The organism is Novosphingobium sp. fls2-241-R2A-195, assembly GCF_030209485.1.
GTDB lineage: Bacteria > Pseudomonadota > Alphaproteobacteria > Sphingomonadales > Sphingomonadaceae > Novosphingobium > Novosphingobium resinovorum.
Window position 1 is genome coordinate 81,008 of the sequence record NZ_JARVRY010000021.1, and the last position, 20,639, is coordinate 101,646.

General features: G+C 66.6%; 19 protein-coding genes and 1 tRNA gene. 6 read left to right on the forward strand and 14 right to left on the reverse strand.

Annotated elements, in window-relative coordinates:
• Positions 1 to 42: 42 nt before the first annotated feature.
• Positions 43 to 177 (forward strand): hypothetical protein, encoded by a 135-nt coding sequence (locus tag QRN25_RS15550; protein ID WP_285020191.1) that lies wholly within the window; start codon positions 43 to 45, stop codon positions 175 to 177.
• Between the two features lie 119 nt (positions 178 to 296).
• Here QRN25_RS15550 and QRN25_RS15555 read toward each other — a convergent pair whose 3' ends face one another.
• A complete protein-coding gene (locus QRN25_RS15555; protein ID WP_271181402.1) occupies positions 297 to 512 on the reverse strand; it encodes a hypothetical protein in 216 nt (71 codons plus the stop codon).
• 425 nt (positions 513 to 937) lie between these two features.
• Positions 938 to 1,011: transfer RNA gene (locus tag QRN25_RS15565), tRNA-Gly, on the reverse strand.
• A gap of 285 nt (positions 1,012 to 1,296) precedes the next feature.
• Between QRN25_RS15565 and QRN25_RS15570 the strand changes: the two genes are divergently transcribed.
• On the forward strand, positions 1,297 to 2,643 hold the full coding sequence (locus QRN25_RS15570) for a malonyl-CoA decarboxylase domain-containing protein (RefSeq protein ID WP_271181403.1): 1,347 nt from the start codon (positions 1,297 to 1,299) through the stop codon (positions 2,641 to 2,643).
• Between the two features lie 148 nt (positions 2,644 to 2,791).
• On the opposite strand, the gene QRN25_RS15575 is transcribed toward QRN25_RS15570, so the two are convergent.
• From QRN25_RS15575 to pepN, 6 genes are all read right to left on the reverse strand, one after another.
• Positions 2,792 to 3,328: an adenine phosphoribosyltransferase gene (locus QRN25_RS15575; protein ID WP_271181404.1), complete on the reverse strand. Its 537-nt coding sequence runs from the start codon at positions 3,326 to 3,328 to the stop codon at positions 2,792 to 2,794.
• Positions 3,329 to 3,524: 196 nt separating this feature from the next.
• Positions 3,525 to 4,364: a cytochrome c1 gene (locus QRN25_RS15580; protein WP_271181405.1), complete on the reverse strand. Its 840-nt coding sequence runs from the start codon at positions 4,362 to 4,364 to the stop codon at positions 3,525 to 3,527.
• Between the two features lie 26 nt (positions 4,365 to 4,390).
• The gene (locus QRN25_RS15585) at positions 4,391 to 5,692 is read right to left on the reverse strand and encodes a cytochrome b (protein ID WP_008830912.1); all 1,302 of its coding nucleotides are present in this window, start codon (positions 5,690 to 5,692) and stop codon (positions 4,391 to 4,393) included.
• Between the two features lie 23 nt (positions 5,693 to 5,715).
• The gene (gene petA / locus QRN25_RS15590) at positions 5,716 to 6,249 is read right to left on the reverse strand and encodes a ubiquinol-cytochrome c reductase iron-sulfur subunit (protein ID WP_008830913.1); all 534 of its coding nucleotides are present in this window, start codon (positions 6,247 to 6,249) and stop codon (positions 5,716 to 5,718) included.
• 1,121 nt (positions 6,250 to 7,370) lie between these two features.
• Positions 7,371 to 8,141 carry a peptidoglycan editing factor PgeF gene (gene pgeF, locus QRN25_RS15595; RefSeq protein ID WP_271181408.1) on the reverse strand — a complete coding sequence of 257 codons (771 nt, stop codon included), beginning with the start codon at positions 8,139 to 8,141 and terminating at the stop codon, positions 7,371 to 7,373.
• On the reverse strand, positions 8,134 to 10,788 hold the full coding sequence (gene pepN / locus QRN25_RS15600; protein WP_271181409.1) for an aminopeptidase N: 2,655 nt from the start codon (positions 10,786 to 10,788) through the stop codon (positions 8,134 to 8,136). The genes pgeF and pepN overlap by 8 nt, the downstream gene beginning before the upstream one ends.
• 171 nt (positions 10,789 to 10,959) lie before the next feature.
• On the opposite strand from pepN, the gene QRN25_RS15605 reads away from it, so the two are divergent.
• Positions 10,960 to 11,763: a Rossmann-fold NAD(P)-binding domain-containing protein gene (locus tag QRN25_RS15605; RefSeq protein WP_271181410.1), complete on the forward strand. Its 804-nt coding sequence runs from the start codon at positions 10,960 to 10,962 to the stop codon at positions 11,761 to 11,763.
• Here the strand turns inward: QRN25_RS15605 and QRN25_RS15610 are convergent.
• Positions 11,728 to 12,636 carry a DMT family transporter gene (locus QRN25_RS15610; protein WP_271181411.1) on the reverse strand — a complete coding sequence of 303 codons (909 nt, stop codon included), beginning with the start codon at positions 12,634 to 12,636 and terminating at the stop codon, positions 11,728 to 11,730. The two genes, QRN25_RS15605 and QRN25_RS15610, sit on opposite strands and share 36 nt — an antisense overlap.
• On the reverse strand, positions 12,633 to 13,628 hold the full coding sequence (locus QRN25_RS15615; RefSeq protein ID WP_271181412.1) for a threonine aldolase family protein: 996 nt from the start codon (positions 13,626 to 13,628) through the stop codon (positions 12,633 to 12,635). The genes QRN25_RS15610 and QRN25_RS15615 overlap by 4 nt, the downstream gene beginning before the upstream one ends.
• Before the next feature lie 61 nt (positions 13,629 to 13,689).
• Here QRN25_RS15615 and QRN25_RS15620 point away from each other — a divergent pair, with 61 nt between their 5' ends.
• Positions 13,690 to 13,980 carry a GNAT family N-acetyltransferase gene (locus QRN25_RS15620; RefSeq protein WP_008829718.1) on the forward strand — a complete coding sequence of 97 codons (291 nt, stop codon included), beginning with the start codon at positions 13,690 to 13,692 and terminating at the stop codon, positions 13,978 to 13,980.
• 151 nt (positions 13,981 to 14,131) lie between these two features.
• Here the strand turns inward: QRN25_RS15620 and QRN25_RS15625 are convergent, their stop codons facing one another.
• Both QRN25_RS15625 and QRN25_RS15630 read right to left on the reverse strand, forming a co-directional pair.
• On the reverse strand, positions 14,132 to 15,352 hold the full coding sequence (locus tag QRN25_RS15625; RefSeq protein ID WP_271181413.1) for a M20 metallopeptidase family protein: 1,221 nt from the start codon (positions 15,350 to 15,352) through the stop codon (positions 14,132 to 14,134).
• Positions 15,353 to 15,385: 33 nt separating this feature from the next.
• Positions 15,386 to 16,753 carry a lipopolysaccharide biosynthesis protein gene (locus tag QRN25_RS15630; RefSeq protein ID WP_211149465.1) on the reverse strand — a complete coding sequence of 456 codons (1,368 nt, stop codon included), beginning with the start codon at positions 16,751 to 16,753 and terminating at the stop codon, positions 15,386 to 15,388.
• Positions 16,754 to 16,902: 149 nt separating this feature from the next.
• Between QRN25_RS15630 and QRN25_RS15635 the strand changes: the two genes are divergently transcribed.
• A complete protein-coding gene (locus tag QRN25_RS15635) occupies positions 16,903 to 17,658 on the forward strand; it encodes a phosphocholine cytidylyltransferase family protein (protein ID WP_271181414.1) in 756 nt (251 codons plus the stop codon).
• 130 nt (positions 17,659 to 17,788) lie between these two features.
• Here QRN25_RS15635 and QRN25_RS15640 read toward each other — a convergent pair whose 3' ends face one another.
• Together QRN25_RS15640 and QRN25_RS15645 are read right to left on the reverse strand one after the other, a co-directional pair.
• Positions 17,789 to 18,220, reverse strand: a complete 432-nt coding sequence (locus QRN25_RS15640; protein ID WP_271181434.1) for an HIT family protein — start codon at positions 18,218 to 18,220, stop codon at positions 17,789 to 17,791.
• Between the two features lie 20 nt (positions 18,221 to 18,240).
• Positions 18,241 to 19,377, reverse strand: a complete 1,137-nt coding sequence (locus QRN25_RS15645) for a CDP-alcohol phosphatidyltransferase family protein (RefSeq protein ID WP_271181415.1) — start codon at positions 19,375 to 19,377, stop codon at positions 18,241 to 18,243.
• 162 nt (positions 19,378 to 19,539) lie between these two features.
• On the opposite strand from QRN25_RS15645, the gene QRN25_RS15650 reads away from it, so the two are divergent.
• Positions 19,540 to 20,583, forward strand: a complete 1,044-nt coding sequence (locus QRN25_RS15650; RefSeq protein ID WP_271181416.1) for a diacylglycerol kinase family protein — start codon at positions 19,540 to 19,542, stop codon at positions 20,581 to 20,583.
• Positions 20,584 to 20,639 lie beyond the last annotated feature (56 nt).

Sequence of the window (20,639 nt, forward strand, 5' to 3'; positions counted from 1 at the left end):
CTCGATACTCCTTCTCCTCTCCGGACGTTGACCTTCTGGGAGATGGGGCTTCCCCAGATCGACCAGCAGGGTGTCTACGAGGCGGACGAGGTGCCCGGCAGACGTCCTGATCCGGCCCGCGCCCGGCCGCTCGACGCATATCCGGAGAAAGGGAACGACTGGCTCGATCGCGGATGAGATGGCGTGCGGGTACTCATGGAGCCCGGTCGAAAAATACCCAGTGCTGTGACAGCAATTCTGCCGTCCGCTCTTCGGCGAGGAGCGCCGTCGGATCCGTGCCTTTAATGCCGCATGCCTCAAACGTCCGCCGGTATGGGCCGATCAAGGTAGCTGGTCTCACCACGCTTGCGCGCTTCCCAAGCGTTCGTGCGCTCGCGAGCGTAGGCCTTCTGCACCCGGACTTTGCTGATGCCATACCGTCCGGCAAGCTGGCCGAAGGTCGCCCCATCGATCACAGCGACATAGATCGCAGCGTTCCGTTCGTGCTCAGGGCTCAAATTCTCGGCAGCCATCAACATTCTCCAGTCGCTGGCGCGACTCTGCCGCCAGCACGGTGCAGTTACCTAATTACGACCGCCACCGTCATCCCTTCCATCGGAGCTTGCGCCAGCGCGGGCCAAACGGTGCAAAAGATGCCCCCGGTCGGCTGGACGAGAAGGAACAGGCCCAGAGCATCTCCCATCTTGTATGGCTTGGCCCGTGGCTTGGCGTTTCGGATAGCGACATCGGTAAGTGCCATGATTCGTTGCCTTTTCCGCGGCGTGGCCCCCGCTTGGGGGGCCACGCTAATCGCCCGGAAAATGCCATGCCCCCGTTTGGCCCCTATATGGGGCGGATGGGGGTGGATTTAGGTGGTCATACCCGGACGAACCAAGACACAAAAGTCTTGGTTTTCTGCGGGTTTCATAGCATTTTCAGGCTATTTTGGAAGGGTGGCTGGAGCGGGTAGCGGGAATCGAACCCGCATAGCCAGCTTGGAAGGCTGGAGCTTTACCACTAAGCTATACCCGCTCATCGCGCCGTACCGCGAGCCCCGTGGTATCCCGGGCCGCGTCGTGGGAGGCGCTTGCCACGGTCGGGGCATCGACGTCAACGCCTCTCTTGCATTCTTGCAACATGACAGGCGCACATCCGAGGATCGCCCCGGCGGCTTCTGTGGCCAGAGGCACGGAAAACTGCCGATCCGGACCATTCTTCCTGCCCCGAACGTCGCGCATCCCGGCTTCGACGTATTCTCTCGCAGGTGCAGCGATGATAGCCTGACGTCCCAAAGCAGCTGACGAGAACGAGGTCCTGATGAACACGCCCCGGACGCGCACTCCCGCCGAAACCGCTTCCGCGCGGCGGCGCAACCCGCTCGATCTGCTGATGAATTCCGGGCTGGGCAAGCTGCTGCGCGGCATCGGCGTCGCCCCCCGGCCCGCGAGCGGGGAGAGCCTGCTCGACCTTGCCGACGCCCTGCTTTCGCTGCGCGGGCGGGCTTCGGGACCGGCGCTCGCCTCGGCGTTCTTCGATCTCTACGAAGCGAGCGACCTTGCCGCGCGGCAGGAGTTTCTCGGCAAGGTGCACGACCTCCACCCGGCCGACGCCAAGGCCATCGACCAGGCCATCGCCAGATGGAACGACAAGCGGGACGAGGCTTCCGCCCTCGCTCTCAACGTCGCCAGCAAGTCGCCCAGCCGGCGGCTGATCAACCAGCTCAACCTGGCGCCGCAGGGCACCCAGCGCCTGATCGACTTGCGCGAAGATTTGCTGGCGGTGCCGCGCTCGGCCTCCACCTCAGGCCTGGCCGCGCTCGACCGTGATCTGGAGAACGCCTTCACGGCCTGGTTCAATGCCGGCTTCCTCGAACTGCGGCGGATCGGCTGGGACAGCTCCGCGCAGCTGCTGGAGCGCATCATCCGCTACGAGGCGGTCCACCAGATCCAGGGCTGGGACGACCTTCGCCGCCGGGTCGAGCCGGTCGACCGGCGCTGCTACGGCTTCTTCCACCCGCAGATGCAGGACGATCCGCTGATCTTCGTCGAAGTCGCGCTGACGCAGCAGATTCCCGGCTCCATCCACGAGATCATCTCCGAGGAGCGTGAGACGATCGTCCCGCGCGAGGCCAACTGCGCGATCTTCTATTCGATCAGCAACTGCCAGGTCGGGCTGAAGGGTATCCCCTTCGGCAACCACCTGATCAAGCGCGTGGTCGGGCTGCTCAAGGAAGAACTGCCGCACCTCAAGACGTTCGCCACGCTTTCACCGGTGCCGGGCTTTGCCAAGTGGTTGGCGAAGGAGCAGGACGCCGATGCTCCGGTCCCCGGCGCGCAGGAATTGCGCAGGCTGGCAGCGCGCTACCTGGTCGAGGCGAAGAAGGGCGGGCAGCCGCTCGATCCGGTGGCGCGATTCCACCTCGGCAACGGCGCGCGGCTTGAGGCGGTGCATGCCAATGCGGACCTCTCCGCCAATGGGCAGAAGCAGGCGCACGGGGTCATGGTGAACTACCTCTACGATCTGGCCGACATCGAGGCGAACTTCTTCGCGCTGACCGAACTGGGCACGGTCGTCACCTCGAAGGCGGTGCAAACACTGCTGGAGGAGCCGGAAGGCGGGGCGAAGAAGGGTGGGAAGAAGGCCAAGGAGACGGTGGCGGCGTGAGCGGCAGGTCCACCCTCCCACCCCGCTGCGACTAAGTCCTGCGGACTAAGTCTCGCTGCCCCTCCCGCTTGCGGGAAGGGGAAACCCGACCTCTCATTCCCCTCCCGCTTGCGGGAGGGGGCAGGGGTGGGCTTTTTCCCTTAGCGCCTCAATGCCCCTCGAAGGCCATCAGCGCCTCGGCCGGAACGCCTGCATCGCGCAGCCGCTGCGCGCCGCCGAGGTCAGGCAGGTCGATGGCGAAGAGCGAATGCACCACCTCACCCCCTGCCCGGCGTAGCAGTTCCACCGCCGCCAGCGCCGTGCCGCCGGTGGCGATGAGATCATCGATCACCACCACGCGGGCGCCGTCCGGCACCGCGCCCGGATCGACCTCCAGCGTGTCTGTGCCGTATTCCAGCGCATAGTCGATCGCGAGGACCGGGACCGGCAGCTTGCCCGGCTTGCGCACCGGCACGAAGGGCAGGCCCATGCGCGCCGCCATCGCCGCGCCGAACACGAAGCCGCGCGCCTCGATCCCGGCGATCACCTCGGCGCCCGCCGCTTCGGCACGGTCCGCCATGTGCCCCACCGCCGCTGCGAAGCCGGGGCCGTGGCCGATCAGGGTGGTGACGTCGCGGAACAGGATTCCGGGCTTGGGGAAGTCGGGGATCGTGCGCACCAGCTGGCGGAGGTCTTCGACGGTCACTTTTGCATCTCCGGCAGCTCATAAGCAAAGCGCCCCGCCATCACCGTGGATGGCGGGGCGCCGGAGCCCTTAGCAGCAAGTAGGGCATCGCCAAAACCCTTCGTCATTGCAAGCGAAGCGAAGCAATCCAGAGCCGTTTGCCCTGCGCTGGATTGCCGCGGGGCTTACACCCCTCGCAATGACGAAATGGGTGGGCTCAGTGCTTCTTGCCCGCCCAGATGTTGCGGTAGGACATATAACCCAGCACCGTCGCGAAGATCAGGAAGAGCACCACGGCAAGGCCGGTCTGGTTGCGCTTCTCCAGCTTCGGTTCGGCGGTCCAGACGAGGAAGGCCGAGACGTCCTTCGCCATCTGGTCGACCGTCGGCTTCGGGTTGCCCGGGCTGGATTCCACCTGACCGTCGGCAGTCAGCGGCGGCGCCATCGCGAGGTTGAGGTTCGCGAAGTACGGGTTGTAGTGCAGGCCGTCAGGCGTCTTGGCGTCCGGGAACTCCTTCAGCAGCGCGGCGGGCTGGGCCTGGAAGCCGGTCAGCAGCGAGTAGACGTAGGGGCCGCCTTCGTGGCGCGCCTTGGTCATCAGCGAAAGGTCCGGCGGGATCGCGTTGTTGTTCGCTGCGCGCGCGGCCGTGTCGTTGGCGAAGGGCTTGGGGAAGTAGTCGGTCGGCAGGCCCGGACGGGTGTTCGCCTCGCCGGTGGTGGGGTCCACGCCGGGGACCTGGAAGCCCGCCGCGATGGCCTTCACCTGGCCTTCGGAATAGCCCAGCGCCGCCAGGTCGCGGAAGGCGACGTGGCTGAGCGAGTGGCAGGCCGAGCAGACTTCCTTGTAGATCTGGAAGCCGCGCTGCAGCTGCTGCTTGTCGAACTTGCCAAAGGGGCCGTCGCTGGCGAGGTGGAGTTCCTTGGGGTGCAGGTGGAACTCGTGCTCGGCAGTCGCTGCGGGCGGTTCGGTGATCTGCGTGTAGGCGCCCTTGCCGAACGACCACGCCAGCGCGACCGTGAAGAACAGCCCGACGAGGATCGAGAGAATGCGTGCCATGTCTTTCGTCTTTCGTTCTGGCTGGATCAGACGGCCGAAGCCGGGGCGGCGGAAACGTCGAGTACGGCCTCGTCATCCTTGCCGAGCACCGATTCGGTGATCGAGAACGGCAGCGGCAGCGGCTTTTCGATCGCCGAGACCACCGGGATGATGATGAGGAAGTGCGCGAAGTAGTAGAGCGCCGCCAGCTGCGAGATCATCACGTAGGGCTCCGCCGCCGCGGCGCCGCCGCAGTAGAACAGCACCAGCATCGCCGGGATCAAGCCGAAGAAGAAGAACTTGCGGTACAGCGGACGGTAGCCGCCCGAACGCACCGGCGACTTGTCGAGCCAGGGCAGGAAGAACCACACCAGGATCGCGCCGAACATGGCGAGCACGCCCATCAGCTTGGCTGGGATGAAGAAGAAGTCCTGCGTGAAGGCGCGGAGGATCGCGTAGAACGGCCAGAAGTACCATTCGGGCACGATGTGCGCGGGCGTGCTCATCGGGTTCGCCGGGATATAGTTGTCCGGGTGACCGAGCGCGTTGGGGAAGTAGAACACCGCGATCGCGAAGAGGATCGCGAAGACGCCGATCGCCCAGCCGTCCTTGGCGACGTAGAAGGGGTAGAACGGCACCGTGTCCGAGCTGGACTTCACTTCCACGCCGGTCGGGTTCGACGAGCCGGGGATGTGCAGTGCCCAGATGTGCAGGATCACCACGCCCAGGATCACGAAGGGCAGCAGATAGTGCAGCGAGAAGAAGCGGTTGAGCGCAGCGTTGTCAGGCGCGAAACCGCCCAGCAGCCACTGCTGCAACGGCTCGCCCACGAAGGGGATCGCGCCGAACAGGCCGGTGATGACCTTGGCGCCCCAGAAGCTCATCTGGCCCCAGGGAAGCACGTAGCCCATGAAGGCGGTGGCCATCATCAGCAGGAAGATCACCACGCCCAGCAGCCACACCATTTCGCGCGGCGCTTTGTACGAGCCGTAGTAGAAGCCGCGGAAGATGTGGATGTAGATGACGACGAAGAAGGCCGAGGCGCCATTGGCGTGCGCATAGCGCATCAGCCAGCCCCAGTTCACGTCGCGCACGGTCATCTCGATGGTGTCGAACGCCACGGCGGTATTGGCCGCGTAGTGCATGGCCATGACGATGCCGGTGACGATCTGCAGCACGAGGCAGAGCCCCGCAAGGAAACCGAAGTTCCAGAAATAGTTGAGGTTGCGCGGAACCTCGTAGCCACCACCCACGGCATTGTAGACGAGGCGCGGGATCGGCAGCCTGTCGTCCATCCACTTCATGAAGGGATGCGCGGGGGTGTAGTGCTTTGCCCAGGGAAAGCTCATGTTCTTGATCCTCTCTCTTGGGCTCAGCCGATTTTGACGACGGTGTCGGACGAGAACTCGTACTTCGGCACCTCGAGGTTCTTGGGCGCGGGGCCTTTGCGGATGCGCGCCGCGGTATCGTAGGCGGAACCGTGGCAGGGGCAGAAGTAGCCGCCGAACTCGCCCTTCACTTCACCTTCGCCGGCGCCCAGCGGCACGCAGCCGAGGTGGGTGCACACGCCCATGGTGATGAGCCAGTTCTCCTTGCCCTCCTTGGTGCGCTCCTCCAGCGTCTGGGGATCGCGCAGCGAGGCGACATCGACCTTGTTGGCGGCCTCGATCTCATGCGGGGTCAGGTTGCGCACGAAGACGGGCTGCTTGCGGAACACCGCCTTGATCGCCTGTCCGGGCTGGATCGCCGAGATATCGATTTCGGTGGAAGATGCCGCGAGAACGTCGGCCGATGCCGACATCTGGCTCACGAGCGGGACGACGATCCCGATTCCTGCAACGCCTGCAGCGCTGACTGCGGCGATGTTGATGAAATCGCGCCGCCTTACGCCCTCTGTTTCTGCCATGTTTGCCCTTGCCTTGCTTTCGACAACCCTCTCTGCCGGAGGTGCGGCAGAAGGTCTATCAGACCGAATGGTATCCTGGTATCCCCCGTGTCGGCTCACGAACCATGGGCAAAACCCATGAATCTCCCGACTTTGGGGCTTCTGTTATACATGAACGTCGCCTGTGCCAACCTTGATTTTGGTCAAGGCAAGCTACTGTAACGGACGGAAGTTAGGCCGATCGGCTTGGCGATACCGGTGATTTCGGGGTGGGACGGTGGCGATGGCGCGTTCGGGCTGCCGAAGCATGGCAGGCCGCAGCGCTCGGCCTCGGGGGGCTTCGACAAGCTCAGCCTGAGCGGGTTGGGGGCCTATCAGTGAGACGCCGATGTTGCGCCCCTGCCCTTCGTCATCCTGAACTTGTTTCAGGATCCATCGCGCAGTTGGTGCCATCGCTGGAAGGTCAAAACCGCCCCGTCGATTTAGTCGCTCATGAACTGGGCGATCGGCCTGTTGGACCCTGAAACAAGTTCAGGGTGACGGCGAATTTGGGTGGATTGCTGCCATTCACATGATAGCATTCCGCCGCATGACATTCGTTACTTTCATCATGGCCGTCGCTCATCTGACAAGCAATTCGAGCGCGGATAGTGGTGAAAGATCGCTAACGCAAAATGGGGGTCGGCCTAACTGCCACCCATCACCATCAGGTTGGCAACGGCAGGGGTGCGAATTTGGCGAGCTGGCCACCGTGAATCTCTTGGAGATTCGTGACAATCAGCTCTTTTGGAATGGTAAGTTAACCAGCGACGAAACTGTGTTCGATTACCTTGAAGACAATGCGCAACTTGATCCTCGGCCGGGAATTGCCTTCGTGGTTGACCTTGCATCTGATCGAGATCGTGTTGCCGTTATTCGTCGCGCGGTTGGCGAGCGATATAGGTGTAGCACCTTGATACCGTGCGTTGAGTACACCGCAGCGGAATGGGAAAAGGCCGGTCCACCACCTTCACGCGAAGTCCGCTAAGGGGCGTAAGTTGCCGACCACCAAGTTCGTCATTGCGAGCGTAGCGAAGCAACCCAGGGCAGTATGACGCCGCCCTGGATTGCTTCGCTGCGCTCGCAATGACGGAGGTACGCCCTCAGCCCAACCCGATCAGCGAAATCTGCCGCCCGTAGCTCAGTTCCCCGCGATGGGTGGCGCGGCGGAAGGAGTAGAACCGCTCGGGCTCGGCATAGGTATCCAGCCGCAGCCCCTCGGGATGCGCGATCCCGGCGAGGCGTAACCGGCACAGCACGTAGCCTTCGAGGTCGAACTGGAAATGATCCGGCCGCTCTTCCTGGAAGAACCGCGCATTGGGCAGGTCGTCGGCGAGGAAGCGCTCGCGGAACGCCGCGTCCACCTCGTAGGAATCCTGCGCGATGCATGGACCTACCGCCGCGACGATGCTTTCCCGCCGGGCGCCGAGGGCCTCCATCGCGGCGATGGTGGAATCGGTGACGCCGCCCAGCGCCCCGCGCCAGCCGGCATGGGCCGCGCCGATCACGCCTGCCTCGCGGTCGGCGAAGAGCACCGGCGCGCAGTCGGCGGTGAGGATGCCCAGCACCGCGCCGGGCCGGTCGGTGACGATGGCGTCGGCCTTGGGGCGGTCTTCCTCGGACCATGGTTCCCCGCCCAGCACCGCGCAGTCGGCCGAGTGGACCTGATAGACCGTGACCAGCCGCGCGCCGGGCAGCACCGCTTCGGCCGCCAGCGCACGGTTGCGCTCGACGAGGTCAAGGTCGTCGCCCGAACCGCGCCCGACGTTGAGGCCCGCCACCTCGCCCTCGCTCACCCCGCCCCGGCGGCCGAGGAAGCCGTGGGAGATACCTTCGAGCAGGGCGGCGCGGTTGACTTCGACCGGCTCAGCCAAGGGACTTCGACACCTGCTCGCGCACGTCGCGCGAAAGGTCGGGCAGTGCCGCGATGCGCTCCAGTTCGGCGCGCATCATCGCCGCGCGGACCGGCTCGATCCGGCGCCAGCGGCCGAGCGAGGGCACGAAGCGCGCCGCCGTCTGCGCGTTGATCGGGTCGAGGCGGCGGATCAGGTCGCCGATCATGCGGTAGCCCTCGCCGCTGGCGTCGTGGAACGCCTTGGGGTTCGCTGCCGCCGCCATGTAGAGCGCCCGCACGCGGTTGGGGTTGGTCATGGTAAAGTCTGCGTGCTGCGCCAGCGCCGCGATGTGCTCCAGCACTTTCGGGTTCAGCGCGCCCGCCTGGAGCGAGAACCACTTGTCGATGACGAGGGCATTGCCTTCGTAGCGATCGTGGAAGTCGGTCAGCGCCGTCTCGCGCTCGGGCGCGTCGAGGCTGGCGAGGACCATGAGCGCGCCCTGACGGTCGGTCATGTTGTCGGCCGCCTGGTACTGCGCGAAGGCACGGCTAGCGCCCTCGGCCGGGTCGCCGCAGGCGATCAGCACCAGCGCCTGCGTCTTGATCTTGCGGGCACCGCGCGCGGCCGCCTCGCGCGAATAGGGCACGGCGACGGCGCGGTCGTGGAGCGCCTTAAGCGGACCGGTGAGTTCGCGGCCCAGCCATGCCTTCAGCGCCTCGCGCTCGGCATGGATCGCGCCGGGGTCGGAGACGGGGAGCTGCTCGGCAAGGTAGGTCTCGGCGGGCAGGATCATCAGCTCGCCGCGCATCAGGTCGTCGAGCGCGGGGTCGGCGATCACCGAACCGTAAGCCTCGCCGATCGCCGCCCGGCCCTCGGCCCGCGCCGCATCGTCGAGCTTGCCCGAGACCGCGGCGACGAGATGCTGGACTACGAGGCCCTGCATCGCCTCGTAGCGGGCGAAGGGATCATCGTCATGCGCGGCGAGGAACACGAGGTCCGCGCTGTCGCGTTCGAACTCGATCGCCACCGGCGCGGAGAAGCCGCGATTGATCGACAGCACCGGCGGCTGCGTGAAACCGTCGAAGGTGAAGGTCTGGCTGTCCTTGTCGAGGACGATCAACTGCTCGCCCGAATGCGCGCCGGTGTCGCGGTCGAACAGGGCGACGCGCAAGGGGATCGGCATGGCCTGCTTTTCGGGCTGTCCGGGGGTGGCGGGGACGGTCTGGGTGAGCTTGAGTACCGTTTGGGTGCCGTTGTGTGCCATCTCAGCAGCAACCTGCGGCGTGCCGGCCTGCGAGTACCACAGGCGGAACTGCGTGAGATCGAGCCTGGCGCCATCCTCGATCGCCTTGACGAAATCCTCGCAGGTCGCGGCCTCGCCATCGTGGCGCTCGAAGTAGAGGTCGGTGCCCTGGCGGAACCGTTCGAGGCCCGCCATGGTGCGCATCATGCGGATCACCTCGGCGCCCTTGTTGTAGATCGTCGCGGTGTAGAAGTTGCTGATTTCCTGGAAGGAATCGGGCCGGATCGGGTGCGCCAGCGGGCCGGAATCCTCGGGGAACTGGGCGATGCGCAGGACGCGCACGTCCTCGATCCGCTTGACCGCCTCACTGCCCATGTCGGCGCTGAACAGCTGGTCGCGCAGCACGGTGAAGCCTTCCTTGAGGCTCAGCTGGAACCAGTCGCGGCAGGTCACGCGGTTGCCCGACCAGTTGTGGAAGTATTCGTGCCCGATCACGCCTTCGACGGCATCGTAATCGCCGTCCGTCGCGGTCTCGGGGTCGGCCAGAACATAGCGCGTGTTGAAGACGTTGAGGCCCTTGTTCTCCATCGCGCCCATGTTGAAATCGGACACGGCGACGATGTTGAACAAGTCCAGATCGTACTCACGCCCGAACGCTTCCTCGTCCCACTTCATGGAATTGACGAGGGAATCCATTGCATGCTGGGTGCGGTCCTCGTCACCCGGGCGGACCCAGATATTGAGGTCGACTTTGCGGCCGCCCATGGTGGTGAATTCCGCGTGATTGGCGACGAGGTCTCCTGCTACCAGTGCGAAGAGGTAGCTCGGCTTGGGCCAGGGATCGTGCCATTCGGCCCAATGCGTGCCGTCCTCGCCCTCGCCGCTGGCGGTGCAGTTGCCGTTGGCGAGGAGGATGGGGAACTGCGCCTTCTCGCCGCTCATCCGCACCGAGTAGGTGGAGAGCACGTCGGGCCGGTCGGGGAAGAAGGTGATGCGGCGGAAGCCCTCCGCCTCGCACTGGGTGCAGAGCATCCCGTTCGAGGCATAGAGGCCCATGAGCTGGCTGTTCGCGGCGGGATTGAGCGCGGTTTCGACCTCGACCTCATGCGCCTCGCCGTTCAGTTCGACGAGGAGGTCGGAGCCGTCGAGGCGCCAGTCGTTGACGTCGAGCCCGTCCACCCGGACCGCCAGCGGGGCGATCTGGTCGCCATTGAGGCGCAACGTCGAAGCGCCGTTTCCTGCGGGATTGCGCGCGACCGAGAGCTTGGCGACGACCTTAGTGGCGTCGAGGCCGAGGCGGAAATCCAGCGCGACCTTAGGCACCAGCCATGCGGGCGGCAGGTAATCCTCGCGCCGGATCACCGGAGGCGCGGCGAGCGGCGGCGCGGCATCCGCCACTTGAGTGTTCTCGGCGGGCTCGGAGGGTCTGCTGGCGATGTCCATGCCTGTTACTTAGAGGCTCGGCGGCCGATTGCCAGCGGGGGATTCGTCATTGGCGATCCGCCCACCCCCAACCCCTCCCGCAAGCGGGAGGGGAGCGAGACTTGCGAAGCTGCAGGCTGAGTTAGTCGCAGCGGGGTGGGCATCGCGCTCCACCTTCGCTAGCTATGGACCATGCGCCGCCTGTTCATCTTCGGTCTCGGCTATACGGCCGGTTTCATCGCCTCGCTGTTCGAAGTGCAGGGCTGGGAAGTGGTCTCGACCGGCAGCGAGGGCACCCTTGCCTTCGACGACGAGGGCAGTGTGCGCCTTGCTCTGGCGGATGCTGATCACGTGCTCTCCTCGGTCCCGCCGGGACGTGAGGGGCGGGGCGAGCCGCTGGACTTCGTGCTCGAGCGCTATGGCGATGCGCTAAGGGGAAAGGCGCTGTCGTACTTGTCCTCCACCGGCGTCTACGGCGACACCGGCGGCGCGTGGGTGGACGAGAGCGCGCCTGTCGGCACCGGCCGCCGCACGGCGCGGGCCGAAGCCGATGCGGCATGGCTGGCGCTGGGCGCGCGGGTCTATCGCCTTCCGGGGATCTACGGCCCCGGCCGCTCGATACTGGAACGGCTGGCGCTGGGCCGCGCGCATCGGATCGACATGCCCGATCAGGTGTTCAGCCGCGTCCATGTCAAGGACATCGCGAGCGGGGTGCTGGCCGGGATCGGCGCTCAACCGGGCGCCTACAACCTCGCCGACGACCTGCCCTGCGCGCAGAACCTGCTGGTGGAGGAAGCCTGCCGCCTTACCGGGACGCCGCTGCCGCCGCTGCAATCGCTGGAGGAGGCTGAGCTGTCGCCCATGGCGCGGGCGTTCTACGCGGAGAACCGGCGCGTCGCGAACGGTAGGGCAAAGCGCGTGCTCGGCTGGCGGCCGCGCTACCCCACTTATGTCGAGGGCCTAGCCGCGCTTGCGCGCCGCCAGCGCGATCACTAGCCCCGCCAGCGCCAGCACCGCGCCGCCGACCGCAAGGCCGGTCCAGCGATAGCCTTCGAACAGGGTCGAGAGTCCCATCGCCACCACCGGCACCGCAACGCCGTTGTAGGCCGCGCGCCCGGGGCCGAGTTCGCGGATCAGCATGAAGTAGAGCGGGAAAGTCACCACCGATCCGGCGATCGCCAGGTAGGCGATCCCGGCGAGGTATTCCCAGCGCGTCTCCATCACCGGCGCGCCGACGGTGGCGAGGCTCCAGCAGGCGTCGATCGCGGCGCCCAGCAGCATCGCCCATGCCAGCATCGGCACCATCGGCTGCGCGCGGCCGACGCTCGTGCCCTGCAGGATGTTGGCGGTGGAGGCGCTGAGGATGCCCGCGCAAGTCATCAGCACGCCGAGCGCGACGCGGCCCTCGGGCGGGGCGCTGCGGTATTCGTGGACCATCAGAAGCGCGATGCCCGCGATCGCCACCAGCGAGCCCGCGACGAAGCCCGGCGTCACCTTCTGGCCGAGGAATATCCGCGCCAGCACCGCATTGGGCAGCATCAGCAGCGCATAGCAGACGGCGACCAGCCCCGAGGTCAGGTGGATCTCAGCTTGGTAGACGAACTGGAAGTTGCACACGAACTGGCTCAGCCCGACCAGCAGCGCCAGCCCCATCCCCTGCCGCGAAAGGCGCAGACTGTCGCGCCGCAGCAGCGCGAGCGCCAGCATTCCCGCGCCCGCCAGCGCGAAGCGGTACGTGATCGACCATGTCGGCGGCACCGATCCGACCTGATCCTTGATCACCAGCCAGGTCGAGCCCCAGATCGCCGTGACGACGAGGAAGGCGAAGATCACCTTGCCTCGGGAAGCGGGCTCCTGCGCCTCGGTCACAGCCCGGCCAATGCCCTGGCGAGGGCGGAGACATGCGCGTCCTTCGCATCCCACGACGTCACCAGCCGCGCGGCATCGGCGCCCCAGTCGTAGAAGGCGAAGCCTTGCGCACGCAGCGCCTCGCGCTCGGCGGCGGTGCAGGTGAGGAAGATCTCGTTGGCCTCTACCGGATGGAGCAGGCGGCCCGGCGCGGCAGCGGCGATTTCGGCGGCGGCGGCATTGGCGGCGCGCGCGTTGCCCAGCCACAAGTCGCCCTCCAGCATCGCGAGGATCTGCGCGGCCATGAAGCGGCCCTTGGACTGCAGGTGCCCGGCGCGCTTGCGGCGGTAGCGGATCGTGCGCGCGGCCTCGACGTCGAAGAAGACGATGGCCTCCGCGCCCATGCCGCCGTTCTTGACGAAGCCGAAGCTCAGCGCATCGACCGCGCCTGCGGCCTCGGCGGGAGAGCAGCCCAGATACGCCGTCGCATTGGCGAAACGCGCGCCGTCCATGTGCAGGCCAAGGCCGCGCGCCTGCGCGAAAGCGGCGATCGCGGCGACTTCCTCGGGACGGTAGACGCAGCCGTACTCGCTCGCCTGCGTGATCGAGATCGCATGGGGCTGGACCTGATGGACGTCGTCGCGGATCGGATCGATCACGGCGGCGAGGGTTTCAGGCGTGACCTTGGCGCTGGCCCCGTCCGCCAGCAGCAGCTTGGCGCCGTGAAGGAAGAAGCCCGGCGCGCCCGCCTCGTCCATCTCGATATGCGCCTCGCGGTGGCAGACGACGGCGCCGTGCGGCGACGTCATGGCGGCGAGGGCAAGGCAGTTGGCGGCGGTCCCGCTCGCCACCCACAGCACCGCGCACTCGCGCCCGAACAGCGCCGAGAACGTGGCGTCGAGGCGCTGGCTCAGCGCGTCGTTGTCATAGGGCGCGTCGGGCGCATCGGCGGCCATCATCGCCTTCCAGACGGCGGGATGGACGGCGGCGGCATTGTCGGACGTGAACTGCATGGCCATATGCCCTGTGAGCGCGCGCACGCCCCGTCAAGCGCGCAACGAGGAGAACCGCCCCATGGTCGGCGTCACCATTACCAAGCACGAGTTCGGCTCGGCCGGAGAGTACCACGCCCACGTCGCGGACAGCGAGCATATCGGCCGCCTGACATGGACCGAACGCGGCCTGGTGCGCTCTGCCGACCACACACTGGTCCCCGAGGCGATCGGCGGGCGCGGCGTCGCGATGCGGCTGGTCGAGGCGATGGTCGCCGATGCACGCGAGAACCACTTCAAGATCGAGCCGGCATGCAGCTACGTCGCGGTGGCGTTCAAGCGGCATCCGGAATGGGCGGACGTGAAGGCGTGAGGGCGCTGGGGTCGGCCCTGGCCCACTCCCCTCGTCATTAGTCCCACTCCCCTCGTTCGTCATTGCGAGCGTAGCGAAGCAATCCAGGGCAATTCAGCGCCGCCTTGGATTGCTTCGCTACGCTCGCAATGACGAACGAGGGGGAGGTTGCTTACCCTCCCCACCCATCCGCCAGGAACCGCGTCGCCAGCTCGGCGAGGAAGGCCGCGCCGCGCGGCATCACGCTTTCGTCGACCATCATGCGCGTCGAATGGATGCCGCAGCACTGGCGCCAATCCGCGCCCTCGTGGCTGACGCCGAGGAAGAACATCGCGCCGGGCACTTTCTCCAGCACGTAGGCGAAGTCCTCCGCTCCCATGATCGGGTCGGCGAGGCGCAGGAACGCCGCCTCGCCCAGCAGGTCGCGGGCGACGGCCTCGCCGAAATCGACGGCGCCATGGTCGCACAGGGTCACCGGGAAGCCCTCGATCACCTCGACCTCGGCCTTGAGCCCGTGCGCGCCCGCGATCCCGGCGGCGAGCAGCGGCAGTTCGTCCTTCAGCCGCGCGCGGTTGGCGGCGGAAAGCGTGCGCATGGTGCCGGTCATGGTCGCGGTGTCGGGGATGACGTTGTGCGCGGTGCCCGCTTCGATCTTCGAGATCGTGACGACGACGGGATCGAACACGCTAAACCGGCGCGCCACCATGGTCTGGATGGCGCCGACGATCTCGCAGGCGATCGGCACCGGGTCCATCGTATCGTGCGGCATCGAGGCATGGCCGCCGCGCCCGGTCACGGTGATCCTGAGCTGGTCCGCCGCCGCCAGCAGAGCGCCCGCGCGCCCGCCGATCAGGCCGTGGGGCGCATTGGGCATGACGTGGAGCGCAAAGGCCGCGTCAGGCAGCGGCCGGTCGAAGCCCTCACCGCCGAGCAGGCCGTCCTCCAGCATGAAGCGCGCGCCGTGGTAACCTTCCTCGCCGGGCTGGAACATGAAGCGGACCTCGCCCGCCAGCCGGTCGGCCTGCGCGCAGAGCAACTGCGCGGCCCCGGCAAGCATGGCGACGTGGGTGTCGTGGCCGCAGGCGTGCATGACGCCGGGTATGATGGAGGCGAAGTCCAGCCCGGTTTCCTCGGGCATCGGCAGCGCGTCCATGTCGCCGCGCAGCAGCACCGAGCGGCCCTTTCCCGCGCCGCCCCTGAGCGTCGCGACGAGGCCGGTGGTGGACGGCCCTTCCGCCCATTCGAGGGGCAGGTGCGCCAGCGCCTCGCGGATCTTGTCGCGCGTCTTCGGGGTGTGGAGGCCGATTTCGGGCTCGGCGTGGATCGCACGGCGCAAGGCGACGATGCTGTCGGAAAGGGCGGCGGCTTCGGCAACGAGAGTCATACCGCGCATGATACGCGCGGACGCTTCGCTGTCGAGCCGGGGTTACTCCTCCGGCCCGACCTCGACGTCATCGGGCAGGCCCACCATGATCTTGCCCGCATCGACCTGACGCAGCGTATGCCACGCCATCACGCCCATGGCGACGTAGGAGGTCGCCCCCGCCAGCGCCACGGCCCAGGCCGCGCCGCTCGGGCCGATGGGGATGAACTGCCACAGGCCCACGCCCAGCGCCGCCAGCGCGATCAGGCGCGCGACGAGCGACTGGCGCGCCTTGCCGGTCGAGTGCAGCACCGGCTCGAACGCCACGCTGGCAAGGTCGAAGCTGGCGGCCACGGCCAGCGGGATGAGGATCGAGGCGCCGCTTTCGAAGGCATCGCCGCCGATCATCGCCAGCAGCTGTTCGCCGAGGAAATACGCGACCGCCACCACGGCAAGGCCCGCACCGCCCGCGATCAGGCTGGTCTGGAGCGCCAGCTTGCGGAATTCCTCGGCCTTGGAGGCGACGCGGACGCGGGCCACTTCGGCATAGACCGAGCGGGTCAGCAGCGTGGAGAGCTTGCTCAGCGCCTGCGACAGCTGCGAGGCGAGGCGATAGAGGCCCGCCGCCTTGGTGCCGACCCAGCCGCCGACGACCAGCAGCGGGCCGTTCTTCATGGCCGCATCGATGGCCGAGCCCATGTAGGTAACGAAGAAGAACTGGGTGACGCCCGGGTTCTCCCGGATCGCGCGGCGCAGCTGGAAGAGGTAGGAAATCCGCACCGCCTGCGGGCTGAGGCGGCGGGCCATGGTCCAGTAGAGGATGGCCTCGAGAATATCGATTGCGGCCCAGGCCGCCAGGAACCGGCCAACGGTCGGCCCGGTGAACCAGATGATCAGCGCGGCGACGAGGCGCCCGCTCGGCACGATCGCCTCCACATAGACGGCCATGTCGAACCGGTTGAGCGCGCGCACGATCCCGGTCGGGGCCGAAACCAGCGCCCAGAGCGAGCCCACGCAATACCAGAACGCGATATGGATGAAGCTGGGGTTGAGTTCGAGCAGATGCGCAAAGCCGAAGATCAGGATCGCCGCCAGCCCGCAGCCGAGAATCGCACCGACCGCATCGATCACCCCGCACAGCATGCCGAGGCGGCCGAACTTCTCCCAGTCCTTCGCGTGGACGTGCTCCGACCCGTAGCGCACGACGACTCGCCAGGTCTGGAAGCCTGCGAGCGAGGTCAGCGCCTGCGCGGTGCCGAAGATCAGCGAGAAGTGGCCGAAATCCTTGAGGCCGAGGGTGCGCGTCTGGATGGCGAGGTACGCCAGCCCGCAAATCGCGCCGAAGCCCTTGCCGCCGAGCAGCCAGGCGGTGTTCTGGAGTATCCGCCCTAGCGGAGATGCACTCTCCTGGCGGTAGCGTTTGGCGGACATTGGCTCGCATTTGGACGAGGGGGCTGTCAGTTGCAAGGGTGGGCTCGCTCTTCTTGTACGTATGGCCGGCTCGGGTCGCCCCGCCAGAGCTTTCCCTTTCGCAGTGCAGTCGCTAGATGGCCCCTTCCCCCAAGCAGACTGAATGACACATGATCGAACACGCAATCCTCCTCAGCGCCGGCCAGGGCTCGCGCCTGCTCCCTCTCACGGCCGAGCGTCCCAAGTGCCTGATCGACTTCTCCGGCCGCTCGCTGATCGAGTGGCAGATCGAGATGCTGGCGCGCGGCGGGGTCAAGCGGATCGATGTGGTCACCGGCTTCATGACCGACATGCTGGAGGATCACCTCAATTCCATCCGCGACCCGCGCGTGGAAATCACGGTGCGATTCAATCCCTTCTTCAAGGTGGCCGATAACCTCGGTTCATGCTGGATCGCGCGCGAGGCGATGCGCGGTGACTTTATGATCCTCAACGGCGACACGCTGGTGTCGGAAGAGATCGTGCGCACGGTCCAGCAGGGCGCGGCCGGTCCCGACGGCAAGCCCTGGCCGATCACCGTGACGGTGGACGTCAAGGCGGACGGCTACGACAGCGACGACATGAAGGTGGAACGCAGCCCCGAAGGCCGCCTGATCCACATCGGCAAGACGCTGACGGCGGCGCAGTCCAATTCCGAATCGATCGGCTTCCTCGCATTCCGGGGCGAAGGCGCGGACTTGTTCCGCGAGACCGTGCGCCAGGCGATGCGCACGCCCGAGGGCGTCCAGCACTGGTATCTCAAGGTCATCGATTCGATCGCGCCCACCGGCAAGGTCGGCACGGTTTCGATCGAGGGGCTGGACTGGGCCGAGGTGGACTTCCTCAACGACATCGAGATCGCGACGAAGCTGACCGATACGTGGTGAGGTAAGGGGGAAGCCCACCCCTGCCCCCTCCCGCACGCGGGAGGGGATGAGAGCCCATCGTTTCGCCCTCCCGCGTGCGGGAGGGCCGGAAGGCTTGAGAGCGAAGCGATCTAGCCGGACGGGGTGGGCATCAGCCCTCGAAAAACCCCTTCAACCACGTCACCAGCGCATCGAGGTCCGCGCCTTCCAGCGCCACCGCATGGCCGAGGTCCGGCACCTTGGGCCAGCCGCAGTCGACGAACTCACGCCCCTGCCACTCGCGCGCGCCTTCGTAGCGGGGGATGACGTGGAAGTGGACATGCGGGTCCACCATCATCAGCATCAGGTAGTTGAGCTTGGCATAGCCGACCGCCTTACCCAGCCCCGCCTCGACGGCGCCGGTCGCGCGCTTCAGTTCGGCATGCGCCTCGGCCGGAAGGTCGCCGAAGGCGGTGACATCGCTCTTCGCCGCCAGCACCAGCGAGCCGAGGGTCGGCTGCGCCGGGCGGGCCAGCACGACCCAGTGGTCGAACTCCGCCACCAGCGTCGCGGGCCAGCCGAACTTCTCGATTGTAGCGTTCACAGGCGTCGCGTTCATGATCTTCAGCCTTCCGCCAGCCAGGAGGTGATCGTGCCACCGCGCGCCCGCACGATCCATGCCTGAACCAGCCGCACGGCGTGGATCAGGCACGACAGGGCCGTCCACCAGGCCACCGCGATCAGGCCGAGGTCGGGCCGCGAGAACACCATCGCCACGAAGAGGATCACCATGTTCGGATTGCGGCGCGCCGTGATCAGGCGGAACTTGCTGTCGAACGGCCGCCACACGTGGATGTGCATCAGCCCGTTCTGGCGCATGAAGGCGCCCTCGATCAGCCGCTGCACCAAGTAGCCGCCCTGGATCGCGCCCTGCACCCACCAGAAAGTCGTGGGATCATAGGCAAGGCCCCAGGCGCCGAGACCGGTTGCCCAGAACCACCACCAGAACGGCGGATGGACGAGGTCCATGCCGTGGTCGAACACATTGCCCCACGCCGAGGAGGTGATCGTGCAGCGCGCCAGCTTGCCGTCCACGGTGTCGAGCACCATGAACACGAGGCCCAGCGCCATGCCCAGCCAGTAATGCCCGTAAGCGAAGAGCACCGTCGCGACCACGCAGAACACCGCGCCCACCGTGGTGACCATGTTCGGCGTCACGCCCAGCTTCGCGCAGATGCGGGTGAGCACCAGCGCCCACTCCGGCCACAGGTACTTGGTCAGCACGTCGGTCACGCCCTTGTAGGCGCCGAAATAACTGGCCCGCTCGATCTGGCGCAACGTCGCGGACGTCAGGGCCATGAGGAACGGCGTCTCGCGCTTGCGAAGCTGCTTGTTCTCAATGGTCGGGCCGTCTTCGTAGGCGACGACGTCGAACCCGGTCGAATCAGCCAACGAAACGCCTGCCGCCATCGCCTCGGCGACTCGCGCCGTCTGATGTGCATTTGCAGCATGGGCAAGCGCCGGAACACCGCCCAGAGTCAGCACCATGCCCGGCCGCCCGGTGATGTTTCCGAACCACGCCGGATCCCACGCGAAAGCCGCGTTGGAGAGGACAGCCGCACCTTCGGGCACCGCATCGACCGGTTCGAGACCGGCGGCGCGGGCGATCCGGCCGACCCGCACGGACGGGCTCAGACCCCATAGCTTGACGGGATTTTCGCCGATCGTGACCACCGGCAGCACTTGCGTATTCTGGACCATGGACCGCCACGTAGTGCCTTGCGCACCGGGTGACAATCGCGGCTGCCCCGGTTCGGCCACAAGCGTGTCGATACGGTAACAAGCGCCATTAAACTGTAACTCAAATGTGTCAGAGCATATTTCTGGGTGATTTTCCGGGCCGGTGACACTACATGGTGCGCCGTGCACGGAAGCATTCACACCTTCGAGACGCTGCCGATCTTCGGCGAGCTTGGTCGCCGCGATGGCGCGCGCACGGTGCGCCCCGTCCGCCGTGGCCGTGCGGTTCCGCTGGTCGGCATCGTCCGCAATCCCCGTAGCCATCGCAACAAGGGCATCAAGCCCGAGATGGCCGATTGCTCCAATATCCTGACGCAGACCCCCTCCACGCGCGAGGAACTGCACTATACGCTGGCGGAGTTCGCACGGCGCGGGATCGATTACCTCGTGGTCGACGGCGGCGACGGCACCGTGCGTGACGTGCTCTCGGCCGGCGCGGACATCTTCGGAAACGACTGGCCCACCTTCATCGTGCTGCCCAAAGGCAAGACCAACGCGCTGGCGGTCGATCTTGGCCTGCCGGGCAAGTGGTCGCTGGCCGAAGCACTGGCTTCCGCCCATCGTGGCCGCACGATCTCGCGCAGCCCGCTGCGGATTTCGCCCGCTGACGGCTCCGCGCGCTGCGTGCAGGGTTTCATCCTGGGCACCGGCGCTTTTTCGCTCGCGACCGAGGCCGGGCAGGAAGCGCACCGCCGCGGCCTGTTCAACAGCTTCGCGGTCGGCCTCACCATTCTGTGGGGCGTGCTGCAGACCCTGTTCGGCGGCGCCCGCAACGCCTGGCGCGCCTGCACTCCGACCCGCATCGTCGATCGCCGCACCGGCGAGCACCTGCCTTACATGGGCAAGGGCAGTGCCGACGAGCGCTACCTGACGATCGCCACCACCTTCGAGCGCTTCCCGCTCGGCGCAAAGCCTTTCGGGCGCAATCCGGCGCCGGGACTCAAGCTGGCAGTGATGGACTGGCCGATCCGTTGGCTGGTGGCGCTGCTGCCCGCGATGATGTTCGGCCTGAACCTCAAGCTGTTCGCCCGCAAGGGCGCGCACCGCGTGAGCGCCAGCGAAGTCGACATGGACATTGGCGGCACCTTCATCCTCGACGGTGAGGCTTTCCCGGCCGGTCGCTACGTGCTCGAGGAAGGGCCGCAGATCAACTTCGTCGTCCCCTGACGCCTGACGGCCGGGTTCCAACTGGCACCTTGTAATTGCGGCTGGCCTGTCCGATT

Bases quoted from the DNA above. Each gene is read 5' to 3' on its own strand.
- QRN25_RS15615 (WP_271181412.1), bottom strand. From the start codon at position 13,628: ATGCAGTTCACGTCCGACAATGCCGCCGCCGTCCATCCCGCCGTCTGG.
- QRN25_RS15620 (WP_008829718.1), top strand. From the start codon at position 13,690: ATGGTCGGCGTCACCATTACCAAGCACGAGTTCGGCTCGGCCGGAGAG.
- QRN25_RS15625 (WP_271181413.1), bottom strand. From the start codon at position 15,352: ATGCGCGGTATGACTCTCGTTGCCGAAGCCGCCGCCCTTTCCGACAGC.
- QRN25_RS15645 (WP_271181415.1), bottom strand. From the start codon at position 19,377: ATGGTCCAGAATACGCAAGTGCTGCCGGTGGTCACGATCGGCGAAAAT.
- QRN25_RS15635 (WP_271181414.1), top strand. From the start codon at position 16,903: ATGATCGAACACGCAATCCTCCTCAGCGCCGGCCAGGGCTCGCGCCTG.
- pepN (WP_271181409.1), bottom strand. From the start codon at position 10,788: ATGGACATCGCCAGCAGACCCTCCGAGCCCGCCGAGAACACTCAAGTG.
- QRN25_RS15630 (WP_211149465.1), bottom strand. From the start codon at position 16,753: ATGTCCGCCAAACGCTACCGCCAGGAGAGTGCATCTCCGCTAGGGCGG.
- petA (WP_008830913.1), bottom strand. From the start codon at position 6,249: ATGGCAGAAACAGAGGGCGTAAGGCGGCGCGATTTCATCAACATCGCC.
- QRN25_RS15555 (WP_271181402.1), bottom strand. From the start codon at position 512: ATGGCTGCCGAGAATTTGAGCCCTGAGCACGAACGGAACGCTGCGATC.
- QRN25_RS15605 (WP_271181410.1), top strand. From the start codon at position 10,960: ATGCGCCGCCTGTTCATCTTCGGTCTCGGCTATACGGCCGGTTTCATC.
- QRN25_RS15585 (WP_008830912.1), bottom strand. From the start codon at position 5,692: ATGAGCTTTCCCTGGGCAAAGCACTACACCCCCGCGCATCCCTTCATG.
- QRN25_RS15580 (WP_271181405.1), bottom strand. From the start codon at position 4,364: ATGGCACGCATTCTCTCGATCCTCGTCGGGCTGTTCTTCACGGTCGCG.
- QRN25_RS15570 (WP_271181403.1), top strand. From the start codon at position 1,297: ATGAACACGCCCCGGACGCGCACTCCCGCCGAAACCGCTTCCGCGCGG.
- QRN25_RS15550 (WP_285020191.1), top strand. From the start codon at position 43: ATGGGGCTTCCCCAGATCGACCAGCAGGGTGTCTACGAGGCGGACGAG.